Raw genomic sequence first — 12,771 nt, 5'->3', positions numbered from 1 at the left:
ATCGCCGGTCCTGGAGTAGGAGAGAATGGGGGCTCTTCCAGGGCGGGTTACCGCATCGCGCGGAAGCGGCAGGCGCGGGCGAGGATCAGGGATCGCAGAGGGGACGCATGTCGGAGGCGGAGCAGTCGCGGGACACGACACCGGAGCCCCTGCGGGACGCTGATCGGGACGCGGCGGGCGCCGCGGCGAAGAGCTCTGACGGGGGCTCGGGGACGGACGCGGGCAAGGCGGTCAAGGCGGACAGGACGGTGTCCGGGGATGCCGGCGCGCAAAGCGCACCGGCCGCGGGCACGAGCGCGGGCCCGGTGGGTGACGCGGGCTCAGCGGATGGCGCGAGCACGGCCGGCGAGGCAGGCGGTGCGGCCGGCGCGGCACGCGGTGCGGCGAAGGGCGCGGAGCCGGGGGCGACTTCGGGGCCGGGCGGGGGGCCGAGCGTCGGCGCCGAGGCCGAGGCCGCGGGGTCCGGCAGCGGCACCCGGGCCGAGCCGGGCAAGGCGGGCGGCGGTGCGGTGCGCGGTGCGGTGAAGGCCGCCGGCGAGGGACGGCTGCTGGCCGGGCGGTACCGGCTGGGCGGAGTGCTCGGGCGCGGCGGCATGGGCACCGTATGGCGGGCCGTCGACGAAACGCTCGGCCGAACGGTCGCCGTGAAGGAGCTGCGGTTCCCCAACAGCATCGACGAGGACGAGAAGCGACGTCTCATCACGCGCACCCTGCGCGAGGCGAAGGCGATCGCCCGCATCCGTAACAACGGCGCGGTGACGGTCTACGACGTCGTCGACGAGGACGACCGCCCGTGGATCGTCATGGAGCTCATCGAGGGCAAGTCCCTCGCCGAAGCCGTGCGCGAGGACGGCATCCTGACGCCCCGCCGGGCGGCGGAGGTCGGGCTCGCGATCCTGGACGTGCTGCGTTCCGCGCACCGCGAGGGCATCCTGCACCGCGATGTGAAGCCGTCCAACGTGCTGATCGCCGAGGACGGACGGGTCGTCCTGACCGACTTCGGCATCGCGCAGGTCGAGGGTGACCCCTCCATCACCTCCACCGGCATGCTCGTCGGCGCGCCCTCGTACATCTCGCCCGAGCGGGCCCGCGGTCACAAGCCGGGGCCGGCGGCGGATCTGTGGTCGCTGGGCGGATTGTTGTACGCGTGCGTCGAGGGCTGCCCGCCGTACGACAAGGGCTCCGCGATCGCGACGCTCACCGCGGTGATGACCGAGCCGCTCGACCCGCCGAAGAACGCCGGTCCGCTGGAGGAGGTCATCTACGGCCTGCTGGCCAAGGACCCGGCGCAGCGGCTCGACGACGCGGGCGCGCGGGCGCTGCTCCTGGACGTCATCCACACGCCGGAGCAGCCGGCCGTGCCGGAGCCGTCGCTGGAGGCCACCCGGGTGGTCGCCCTGCCGCCGGTTCCGCCGCAGCCCGTGGCCCCGACGACGGCTTCGTCTCCGGCTCCGGCTCCGGCTCCGGGTGCGGGTGCGGGTGCGGGTGCGGCCAAGGACGCGGCGGCCGAGCGGGTGCGGAGTGCGCTTCGCTCCGTACGGAACGCGGCGGCCAAGGCCGAGCGGAAGACCGCGGCACCGAAGCCGGCCGCCCCCTCCCGTACTCCCGTGGCGGCGTCCACGCGTACGGCTCCCGTGCGCGCGCCGCTCATAGATGTGGTGCCCAAGCGGACGCTGGTCGTCATCGCGGTCGTCGTCGCGCTCGCCGTGCTCTCCACCGTGCTCTTCTTCGTGCTCAACGGCAACGACGACAAGGGCGGCCAGGGCAAGTCCAAGGGCGACACGGCCGCTTCGGCCGGGGCCACCTCGGGCGCCGGCGGCCAGGGCCAGGGCAAGGGCGATACCCAGGGCGGCGACAACCAGGACCAGGGCGGTGACACCGGCAAGGGCGACGGCGCGCAGGACAGCAGCGGGAGCACGGCCGGGGCCGAGCCGTCCGCCAGCGGGACGACCGGGGGCGGCGGCCAGGCGGGCGCGGACGGGATTCCGGCCGGATACGCGATGGTGACGAACGACCGGTTCCACTTCACCATGGCGATGCCGAAGAACTTCAAGCTGACCCGCATCGCGGGGCAGAACTCGGGCGGGATCTTCAGTGCGAACGGCGGATTCCCGCGCGTGCAGGTCGACTTCACCAGCAGCCCCGGGGACGACGCGAAAGCCGCGTGGGCGGCCGCGGTCTTCGCCGTGAAGAGCAGCAGCGACGGCTACAAGCACCTCGGTATCAAGAACGTCGCGTACAAGGGCTACCCGACCGTCGCCGACTGGAGCTTCGAGCGCAATCAGGGCGGTCAGCGGGTGCGTGTGCTCAACCGCGGCTTCAAGGTCGATGCCGGGCACGGCTACTCGATCATGATCAGCTGCAAGGCGAGCGAGTGGGACGGCAAGGAGTGCGCGACGCTGCGCAATACGGCGTTCGCCACGTTCGCCCCCAAGGACTGACCAGGCCACGTATCGTGAGAGGTCGAGGACCGTACGCAGCCGCAACAGGCCGGTGAGTGACCGGAATTGACGGTTTAGTTCGGTTCTCGGGACCGGGGGGAACAGCGCGCTGTGGGGAGGCGTCGTGGACGACTATGCGGGAAGGGTGCTCGCCGACCGCTACCGCCTGCCGTTGCCGCCTTCCGACGAGTACGAACTCGTCGAGACGCGCGCCTTCGACACCTACAGCGGCCAGGAGGTCGTGGTCCGGCAGGTGCCGCTGCCGGAGGTCGTGGACGCGGAGGTGCTCGACACGGACGGGGGCTCCGGCCCCCGGGGATCCGTGCCGCGGCGGGCACCCGGGCGGACCACACGGCGGCCGACGGACCCGGCTGTCCGGCGAGCCGTCGAGGCGGCCCAGGCCGCGGCCCAGATCCCTGACCACCCGCGCCTGGACCAGGTCTTCGACGTGTTCGCGGAGGGCGGTTCGCTCTGGATAGTGAGCGAACTCGTCGCGGCGCGACCGCTGGCGGCGCTGCTCGCGGAGAAGCCGCTCAACCCGTACCGGGCGGCGGAGATCGGCTCGGACGTCCTCACCGCGCTGCGCGCCCTCCATGCGCACGGCTGGACCCATCGAAACATCACGATCCGCACGGTCCTGGTCTGCGACGACGGCCGAGTCGTGCTGACGGGTCTCGCGGCGGGCGCGGCGGAGGAAGCGCTGTGCGGGTATGCGCCGGTGCCGGAGCCCTTGGACCAGGTGGTCGAGGCCGACCTGGTGCATCCGGTCGGCCCGACGGGCGTCGCGACCGCGGCACCCGCCGAGAGGGAGCCATATCTGCCGCGGCAGTCGTACGAGCCGCTGACGGGAGAGGCGGCGCCCGCGCCTGACCCTGCTTCTGACCCCTTTGCTTCTGACCCCTCTGCGCCCGACCTCGCTGCGCCTGCGCCTCCGTCCGCGCCCGCGCCGCGTACGGGCGGTGCGACGGATCCGTACACACCTCCGGCCTACGGTTACGGCTTCGGCGAACGGGCCGGGGACACGCGCGCCGCACGCGCGGGGGCCATCGCCGCGTACCGGGCGGGGGCCCGCGCCGCGGCCCGTCTCAGCGAGGACCGGCGGCAGGACGAAGCCCGCCGGGAGATCGAGAGCGGAAGCCGAGCGGCCGAGGATCACGCCCAGCACGGCCACCACGGCGTCGAGCGCCTGCACCACCCAGGGGTACGGGACGAGCCCTCCGGCGGCCGCCTTTCCGGTCCCGGCTCCGCGCTGCCCGCCCCGCGCGCAGGCGCGACCCAGCCCCAGTGGTGGTCCCGGCCGACGGACGCCGCCGACGACGACTTCGACGACATCGACGTCGCGGACGACGACGCCTACGAGGTCGAGACGTACGAGGTCGAGACGTACGAGACGGAGACGTACGAGGCCGAAGCCACCGACGCGACTCACGGCGACGACCCGCGGCGCCACCCCTACCGCGCCGAACTGGCGGGCACCTGGCGCGACGACCCACGCCCTGGCATGGACGGCCCCGCGCCGATCCCGGCGGGCGGCGGCGCATCGCCGTACGGCAGAGGTTCCTTCGGCACCGACGCCCTGCGCGCCGACGCGCAGCGGCAGCAACTCCCCGCACAGGCCCACGGCGCCCGACAGCCGGGTACAGGGCGCACCGGGACCGCGGGGAGCACCGAGACCGGGACCGGGACCACAGCAAGCACCGGGGCCGCCGGTACCACCGGTCGCTGGGACGACATCGTCGCCGGAGGGCCCGCCACGCCCCTCGCGCCCTACCGCGGCCCCGCCACGCCCCTCGCCGCCGAGCGCGCCTGCCAGGCGCGGATCGCGGTCGTCGGAGCGGTCACCGAGCGCTGGGCGCCCGAGCAGGCGGGCCCGGTCCACGAGAACTGGCAGTTGGCCCCGCCCATCGGTCCGGCCACCGATCTGTGGGCGCTCGGTGCGCTGCTCTACCGCGCGGTGCAGGGCCACGCCCCGTATCCCGAGGAGAGCGCGGTCGAGCTGGTCCAGCTGGTCTGCGCGGAGCCACCCGCGTTCGCGGAGGAGTGCGGGCCCCTGCGCCCGGTCGTCGAGTCGCTGCTGCGCCAGGACCCCACCGAGCGCCCCGACTTCGAGGAGCTCCGCGGCTGGCTGCGCTCGCTCATCAGATCCGCGCCCGAGCCCGACGCGGGCGCCGAGGTCGTACCGCTGCCGTCCGTCGACGGCACGCGGTTGCCCGTCGTACGCCGCCGCGGAGAGCTCGTCCGCAAGCGCCGCGCCGGCTCGCCGGAGGCGACACACGGCCGCCACCGCCACAAGAAGGTCAAGGAGCCCCGGGAGCGGCGCGAGCGGCGCCCGCGCGGCCCGCGCTCGCTCGGACGCCTCCTCCTGGTGCTGATCCTGCTCGCGCTCGCCGCAGCAGTGGTGTACGCGGTGATGTTCATGCCCAAGGCCGATCCCCGGTCCGCCGGCAGTACGGCCCCGGGCCCGAGCGCACCCGCGAACGGCGGGTCCACCGACCCCCAGCAGCCCTCCCGGACCCCGAACGGTCAGCAGCCACAGACCTCCGCACCCGCCGTGGACCTCGCCGACGGCTATGTCGTGCGCGTCGACCCGGAGGGCTTCCGGATCGGCGTCGACAGGACCTGGCAGCGGCGGCCCATCAACGACAGCGGCCAGGTCCGCTATGTCGGCGGGGACTTCACGCTCATCGTCGTGCCCGGCCGGGACTCGATCCAGGCGAACGGCTCGGACCCGATGGCGTACCAGCGCAACAAGGAGCGCGAACTGCAGCCGTTCCGGGACTCCTCCTGGTCGTCCGCGTCCGGTCTGCGCCGTATCGACGTGGGCAAACAGGCCATGGCCGAGGGACAGTTCACATGGCAGGACAGCACCGGCCGCGAGGTGTACGTCCGTAACCTCGCCCTGATCGTCGGCGAGCGGTACCACGTGATCCAGGTGATCGGCCCCGAGGATCAGCGGGACAAGGTCAGCGAGATCTATCAGCAGGCGACGGCGGCGTACCGCGCAGCCGGCTGAGGGTGATCCGCTGAAGGTGAGCCCGCTGAAGGCGAGGGGCCCAGAATGGCTGAAAACCATCTGGTGACCCCCGCCCGCCGACCGCATCCCGCAACGACCGGGTCACGGTGCGAGTTGGTGAGCCGCCCTGTGTTCCCCGTACGTACTTCCCCTCCGTAACCTGTCATTCCAAGGAACGGGGCGGGGGCACGGGGCACGTGGAGAACATGCGGAGCACAGGAGCGGGACTGGTGCTGGCCGGGCGGTACCGGCTGACCGAAAGTATCGGGCGCGGCGGCATGGGCAAGGTCTGGCGCGCCCACGACGAACTCCTGCACAGAACCGTCGCGGTCAAGGAACTCACCGCCGGGCTGTACGTCTCCGAGGCCGACCGGACGGTGCTGCACGCCAGGACCCAGAAGGAGGCCAGGGCCGCCGCCCGGATCTCCCACCCCAACGTTGTCACCGTCCATGACGTCCTGGAGTACGACGACCGCCCGTGGATCGTCATGCAGTACGTCGACGGACCGTCACTCGCCGATGCCGCCAAGGAGTCGGGCCCCGTCCGCGCCACCGAGGCCGCCCGGATCGGCCTGCACGTCCTGGGCGCGCTGCGCGCCGCGCACGCCGCCGGTGTGCTGCACCGCGACGTCAAGCCGGGGAACGTGCTGCTCGCCTCCGACGGCCGCGTCCTGCTCACCGACTTCGGCATCGCCGCCATCGAGGGCGACTCGACGATCACCAGGACCGGTGAACTCGTCGGCTCCATCGATTATCTGGCTCCCGAGCGGGTACGCGGCGGCGACCCCGGACCCGCGTCCGACCTGTGGTCCCTCGGCGCCACGCTCTACACCGCGGTGGAGGGCAACTCCCCGTTCCGCCGTACGTCACCGCTGTCCACGATGCAGGCCGTGGTGACCGAGGAGGCGCCGTCCGCCCGGAACGCGGGCCCGCTCGCCCCGGTCATCACGGCGCTGCTGTGCAAGGATCCCGCGCAGCGCCCGTCGGCCGCAGAGACCGAGCGGATGCTGATGGAGGCGATGGAGGGGCGCAGCCCGAAGTCGGCGCAGGCGTACGTACCGACGCAGGCGGTGGATCGCGAGGAACGACGAGCGGCGACCGCGCAGTTGCCCGGGCCCCCGCTCGGTGGCCACACCACCCCCACCATCCCCGCCGGCTCCACGGCACACGCCGCATCCGCGCCGGCGGTCCGGAAGCGGACCGGCCGCTGGCGTACGGCACTCCTGGTCGTCGTGCTGGCCGCGGTCGTCGGCGGCGGCGCGGGATTCCTCGCGATGCGTTACGCGGACAGGGGCGGAAGCGGTGGCACGTCGGCCGGCCAGGGCAGCACGCCCTCGCCCGGCACGTCCTCGTCGCCCGGGCCCGCCAAGACCGGTTCCGTGCCGGCGGGCTGGCACCGGGAGGACGACCCCGAGGGCTTCAGCCTGCTCGTACCGGACGGCTGGACCCGGCAGCTGGACGGCAACCAGATCGACTACACGCCGGACAACGGCCGCCATCGCATCCGCATCAGCATCGACAAGTCGCCCGACTTCGAGAATCCGTACATGCACCTGCTGGATCTGGAGAAGATCGTCGACGAGCGGGCGGACTACCAGCGGCTGACCCTCCACCCCAACACCTACCGCGACCAGACGAACTCGGCGATCTGGGAGTTCAGCTGGACCGAGATCAAGGACCATCCGGGCAAGCGCCGGGCGATCGACCAGGCCTACTACGAGGACGACGGGACCGAGTACGCGCTCTTCATGGCCGGCCCCGCCGAGGACTGGTCCACGATCCGGCAGCAGTTCGACGTCATGGTGCAGAGCTGGCAGCCGCCGCCGTCGGCCGGCTGAGGCCTCCGTCACCGTTTTGCATCGCTCAACCACGCAGGTGGCGACTGCAGTCGCGGTTCGCCAGGATGTGGGCATGACGAACGACGGGGGACGGGCTTACGAGCCCACCAGCTACGAACTCCGGCCGCCGCAGCCTCACGTGCCGCCGCAGGCGCAGCCCCATGCGCAGCCTCCGGCGCAGCCGCATGCCCAACCGCAGGTGCAGGCTCCGATGCAGCCGAACGAGGCGGAGCCGCAGCCCACGCAGTACGTGCCGCAGCCGGCCAACGATCCGCAGGCGCCCACGGGCCGGCTCATCGGCGGCCGCTACCGCCTCCTCGCCCGCCTCGGGCACGGCGGCATGGGCACGGTGTGGCGCGCGCACGACGAGGTCGTGGACCGCGAGGTCGCGGTGAAGGAGCCTCGCGTACCGGAGCACCTCGGCGAGCGCGAGCGCGAGACCGTCCACCTCCGCATGCAGCGCGAGGCCCGGGCGGCCGCCCGTATCGACCACCCCTCCGTCGTCACCATGCACGACGTCGTGATGGAGGACGGCAAGCCGTGGATCGTGATGGAGCTGGTCCGCGGCCAGTCCCTCGGCGACCGGCTGCAGGAGGGCACGCTCGACGTCCGCGAGGCGGCCCGTATCGGTCTCGCGGTCCTCGGCGCGCTGTCCGCGGCGCACGAGGCCGGCGTCCTGCACCGGGACGTCAAGCCCGACAACGTGCTCCTCGGCCGCGGTGAACGGGTCGTCCTGACCGACTTCGGCATCGCCCAGGTCGAGGGGGAGCAGGGACTGACGGAGACCGGCGCGTTCGTCGGCTCGCCCGAGTTCATCGCGCCCGAGCGCGTGCTCGGGCAGCGACCGGGTCCCGAGTCGGACCTGTGGTCGCTGGGTGTCGTGCTGTACGCGGCGGTCGAGGGCATGTCGCCGTACCGCCGTTCGCACACCCCCGCCACGCTCCAGGCCGTGCTGTCCGCCGAGCCGCAGATGCCGGCGCGCGGCTCCGGGGCGTTCGGCACGCTGGTGATGCAGCTGCTGCGCAAGGACCCCGCCGCCCGCCCCGCCGCCGCCGAGATCCGCGCGACGCTGGAGTCGGTGGCCCGGCCGCCGCAGGCGCCGCTCGACCCGACCGCGCTGTACGGGACCACGGGGACCGTGGCGGCCACGGGGACGGGTGGCTCCCGCTGGGTTCCGCCGGTACTGCACCGCAACCGGCCCGCCCAGTTCGGCCTGCTCGGCGGCGTGCTCGCGGCCGCGATCGCTCTCGTACTGATCTTCGTGAAGCCGTTCGGCGGCGACGAGCTGCCGGAGGGCTGGCAGGTCCGGCCGGAGAGCGAGATCCTCGCGGCGGACGTGGGCGTGCCCAGTGAGTACGAGCGATCCGAAGGCGACAGCGGCGAGGGCGTCACGTACCGCGACCCGAGCGGCGTCTTCGGCATCTACCTGGAGCACGTCCAGATCACCGAGGACAACGCCGACGAGGTGCTCGAGCCCATGAAGGAAGTGTGGGACGACTACTACACGAAGGGCGGCAAGAACGGCACGGACTACAAGGAGCCAGACGTCCGGACCAAGGACGTCACGCACCAGGAGAAGCCGGGCTTCGAGACGACCGTCGACTACATCCCGTACGGCGCGTCGGGTGACGACCCGATCCGTTATCGCCTGCACGAGCTGATCGTTCCGGGCAAGGACAAGAACAAGGTCTACTGGCGGCTCCAGGTGTCCATGCCGGCGGAGGGCACGGCGCGCCAGGACGGCGAGGAGATCTTCGCGAACGTCGTCAAGCACCTGAAGCTCCAGGGTCTGTGAGCTCTCAGAGCCCGACAAGCCGCTGATCAGGGCTTATCTGCCAGTGATCGCTGGCGTGATACGGGAAGCTGTGTGAGGGCCTCGCGAAAACCTGTTACCGACGGGTACCCAAAGCCTTGATTGCGTCATACTCTCGCCCCCATGACGGACTCGCAGGCCCTCGCCCCCCACCCCAGCGGCAACCTCGGCACGAACCCGGTCGCCGCCGCCCCGGCCGGCGCGCGCACCGCCGCCGACGTGGTCACCCCCGAGGTGGTCGCCCAGCTCACCCGAGGCGTCGTCGGCTCCGGCCGCACCGCCAACCACACCCCGTTCACCGGGGAGAAGCTGGCCGACCTGCCCGAGTCCACCCCCGAGGACGTCGCCGAGGCCTTCGCGCGCGCCCGCGCCGCCCAGCCCGCCTGGGCCGCGACATCGCCGCGCGCCCGCGGCGCCGTGCTGCTCCGCTTCCACGACCTGGTCCTGGAGCGCCAGGCGGAGGTACTCGACCTGATCCAGCTGGAGACCGGCAAGGCCCGCCTCCACGCCCATGAAGAGGTCCAGGCCGTCGCCGTCGCCGCCCGCCACTACGGCCGCAAGGCTCCTTCGTATCTGAAGCCGAAGCGGCACACCGGCGTCGTCCCCGTCCTCACCAGGACCACCGAACTGCGCCAGCCGCGCGGTGTCGTCGGCCAGATCGCCCCGTGGAACTACCCGCTGGAGCTGTCGGTCGGCGACGCGCTCCCGGCCTTCGTCTCCGGCAACGCGGTCGTCATGAAGCCCGACACCGAGACCGCGCTCACCGCCCTCTGGGCCCGTGACCTCCTCATCGAGGCCGGACTCCCGGAAGGCGTCTTCCAGGTCGTCCTCGGCGAAGGACCGGTCGTCGGCCCCGAGGTCGTCAAGCACGCCGACTACGTCTCCTTCACCGGCTCCACCCGCACCGGCCGCGAGGTCGCCCAGGGCGCCGCCGCCCGCCTGATCGGCGTCTCCCTCGAACTCGGCGGCAAGAACGCCATGCTGGTCCTGCACGACGCCGACATCGACAAGGCGGCCGCCGGCGCCGTCCGCGCCTGTTTCTCCTCCGCCGGACAGCTCTGCATCTCCATCGAGCGGCTGTACGTCCACGAGTCCGTCGCCGACGCGTTCCTGGAGCGCTTCGCGGCCCGTACCAAGGCCATGCGGCTCGGCAACTCCCTCGCGTACGGCGCCGACATGGGCTCCCTCGTCGGCGAGCGCCAGCTGGAGACCGTGAAGCGGCATGTCGAGGAGGCCGTCTCCAAGGGCGCCACCCTCGTCGCGGGCGGCGTCCACCGCACCGACATCGGCCCGCTCTTCTACGAACCGACGATCCTCGACGGCGTCGAGGCACCGATGGCCGTGTGCGCCGAGGAGACCTTCGGCCCCGTCGTCTCCATCTACCGCTTCAAGGACGAGGACGACGTCATCGAGCAGGCCAACGCCACCCCGTACGGCCTCAACTCCAGCGTCTGGACCAAGGACGGAAAGCGCGGCCACGCGGTCGCCGCCCGGCTCCGCACCGGCACCGTCAACATCAACGAGGGATACGCGCCCGCGTACGGCAGCGTGCAGTCGCCGATGGGCGGGATGAAGGACTCCGGCCTCAGCCGGCGGCACGGCTCCGAGGGCATCCTCAAGTACACCGAGGCACAGACCGTGGCACAGCAGCGGCTGATCCCGCTGGCCCCGTCCTTCGGGATGGACGACGCGAAGTACGCGGCGTTCATGAGCACGTCCCTGAAGGCGATGAAGGCCCTGCGCCTGCGCTAGCACCACCCTCCTTACCTGTTTGGTTGCACGTTCTCGACGAGGAGAGCCATGTCCGAGGCCATCCCTGCCCAAAACCAGGGCGAATCCGAGCCCAGTGATGACTACGACTACGACGTCATCGTCGTCGGATCGGGCTTCGGTGGCTCGGTCTCGGCGCTTCGCCTGACCGAGAAGGGCTACCGCGTCGGCGTCCTGGAGGCGGGCCGCCGTTTCACCCGCGAGACGCTGCCCAGGAACTCCTGGGACCTGCGCAACTACCTCTGGGCCCCGGCCCTCGGCCTCTTCGGCATCCAGCGCATCCATCTGCTCGGCAATGTGATGGTGCTGGCGGGCGCGGGCGTCGGCGGCGGGTCACTGAACTACGCCAACACGCTGTACGTCCCTCCTGCGCCCTTCTTCAACGACCCGCAGTGGAAGGACATCACGGACTGGCAGGGGGAGCTGGGGCCGTACTACGACCAGGCGAAGCGCATGCTCGGCGTTCGCCTCAACCCGACCATGACCCCGTCCGACGTCCACCTCAAGGCCACCGCACAGGCGATGGGCGTCGGCGACAGCTTCCACATGGCCCCGGTGGGTGTCTTCTTCGGGGACGGGAAGGATGCCGTCGACAGGGAGGGGGTCGGCACGGTGAACGTCAAGCCGGGCGCGGAGGTCCCGGACCCGTACTTCGGCGGTGCGGGCCCGTCCCGCCGGGCCTGCACCGAGTGCGGCGAGTGCATGACCGGCTGCCGCCACGGCGCCAAGAACACCCTCAACGAGAACTACCTCTACCTCGCCGAGAAGGCGGGCGCGGTCATCCACCCCATGACGTCGGTCGTCGCCGTCACCGAGGACGCGCGCGGCGGCTTCGCGGTCAAGACCCTCCCCAGCGACAACCGGCGCAAGGGCAAGGGACGTACGTTCACGGCGCAGCGCGTCATCATCGCCGCCGGTACGTACGGCACCCAGACGCTCCTCCACCGGATGAAGGACAGCGGGCTCCTGCCCCGAATCTCCGCGCGCCTCGGCGAGCTGACCCGTACCAACTCCGAGGCGATCGTCGGCGCCCAGACCGACAACCGCCGGTACCGCAAGCGCCACGGCACGGACAAGGTCGACTTCACGCGCGGCGTCGCGATCACGTCGTCCATCCACCCGGACGCCAGCACCCACATCGAGCCGGTGCGTTACGGCAAGGGCTCCAACGCCATGGGCGGTATGACCGTTCTCCAGGTCCCCTACAGCTCACGGCGCGTCCTGGCCTGGCTGGGCAACTGCGCCCGGCACCCGTGGCTCACGGTCCGCGCGCTCTCCAACCGGCGCTGGTCGGAGCGGACCATCATCGGCCTGGTCATGCAGTCCCTGGACAACTCCCTGACCACGTACCGCAAGCCCAAGGGCTTCGGCAAGGGCCTCCTCACCGCCCGCCAGGGCCACGGCGCCCCGAACCCGAACCAGATCCCGGAGGCCACCCGCGCCGCCTCCCTCCTCGCGGAGGAGATCAACGGCTTCGCCGGCTCCAACATCGGCGAACTGATGGGCACCCCGCTCACCGCCCACTTCCTGGGCGGCTGCCCCATCGGCGCCTCGTCCGAGTCCGGTGTGATCGACCCGTACCACCGCCTCTACGGCCACCCGGGCATCTCGGTCGTCGACGGCGCGTCCGTCTCCGCGAACCTCGGCGTGAACCCGTCCCTCACCATCACGGCCCAGGCCGAGCGCGCGATGTCCTTCTGGCCCAACAAGGGCGAAACGGACCCCCGCCCGGACCAGGGCACCGCGTACGAACGCCTCACCCCGATCGCCCCGAAGTCCCCGGCGGTCCCGGCGGACGCCTTCGGCGCGCTGAACCTGCCGTTCCTGGGGATGCCGGCGGTCCCGCCGAAGAAGTAGCCGACCGGCTCGGGACATGAGAAGGGCGCTGCACCCCCC

6 protein-coding genes are annotated in these 12,771 nt (G+C 72.0%); all 6 read left to right on the top strand.

Annotation, left to right across the window (positions count from 1 at the left end):
• Window positions 1-107 precede the first annotated feature (107 nt).
• The 6 genes from ACWCXB_RS17635 to ACWCXB_RS17610 all read left to right on the top strand — a co-directional run bounded on the left by ACWCXB_RS17635 (window position 108) and on the right by ACWCXB_RS17610 (window position 12,732).
• Window positions 108-2,441: a serine/threonine-protein kinase gene (locus tag ACWCXB_RS17635; protein ID WP_450723782.1), complete on the top strand. Its 2,334-nt coding sequence runs from the start codon at window positions 108-110 to the stop codon at window positions 2,439-2,441.
• 124 nt (window positions 2,442-2,565) lie between these two features.
• Window positions 2,566-5,454, top strand: a complete 2,889-nt coding sequence (locus ACWCXB_RS17630) for a protein kinase (protein ID WP_450723780.1) — start codon at window positions 2,566-2,568, stop codon at window positions 5,452-5,454.
• A 197-nt stretch (window positions 5,455-5,651) separates the two neighbouring features.
• Entirely contained in the window at window positions 5,652-7,292 is a 1,641-nt protein-coding gene (locus ACWCXB_RS17625) for a serine/threonine-protein kinase (RefSeq protein ID WP_450723778.1), read from the top strand.
• 73 nt (window positions 7,293-7,365) lie between these two features.
• Window positions 7,366-9,087, top strand: a complete 1,722-nt coding sequence (locus ACWCXB_RS17620; protein ID WP_450723776.1) for a protein kinase domain-containing protein — start codon at window positions 7,366-7,368, stop codon at window positions 9,085-9,087.
• Window positions 9,088-9,228: 141 nt separating this feature from the next.
• Window positions 9,229-10,857: a succinic semialdehyde dehydrogenase gene (locus ACWCXB_RS17615; RefSeq protein ID WP_450723774.1), complete on the top strand. Its 1,629-nt coding sequence runs from the start codon at window positions 9,229-9,231 to the stop codon at window positions 10,855-10,857.
• A gap of 48 nt (window positions 10,858-10,905) precedes the next feature.
• Window positions 10,906-12,732: a GMC oxidoreductase gene (locus ACWCXB_RS17610; RefSeq protein ID WP_450723772.1), complete on the top strand. Its 1,827-nt coding sequence runs from the start codon at window positions 10,906-10,908 to the stop codon at window positions 12,730-12,732.
• Window positions 12,733-12,771 lie beyond the last annotated feature (39 nt).

Source organism: Streptomyces sp. NPDC001514, from assembly GCF_053597075.1.
This window is presented reverse-complemented; position numbering and strand designations above follow the sequence as displayed.

Excerpts from the sequence above, each read along its gene's own strand:
- ACWCXB_RS17635 (WP_450723782.1), top strand. The coding sequence starts at position 108 with ATGTCGGAGGCGGAGCAGTCGCGGGACACGACACCGGAGCCCCTGCGG.
- ACWCXB_RS17620 (WP_450723776.1), top strand. The coding sequence starts at position 7,366 with ATGACGAACGACGGGGGACGGGCTTACGAGCCCACCAGCTACGAACTC.
- ACWCXB_RS17615 (WP_450723774.1), top strand. The coding sequence starts at position 9,229 with ATGACGGACTCGCAGGCCCTCGCCCCCCACCCCAGCGGCAACCTCGGC.
- ACWCXB_RS17610 (WP_450723772.1), top strand. The coding sequence starts at position 10,906 with ATGTCCGAGGCCATCCCTGCCCAAAACCAGGGCGAATCCGAGCCCAGT.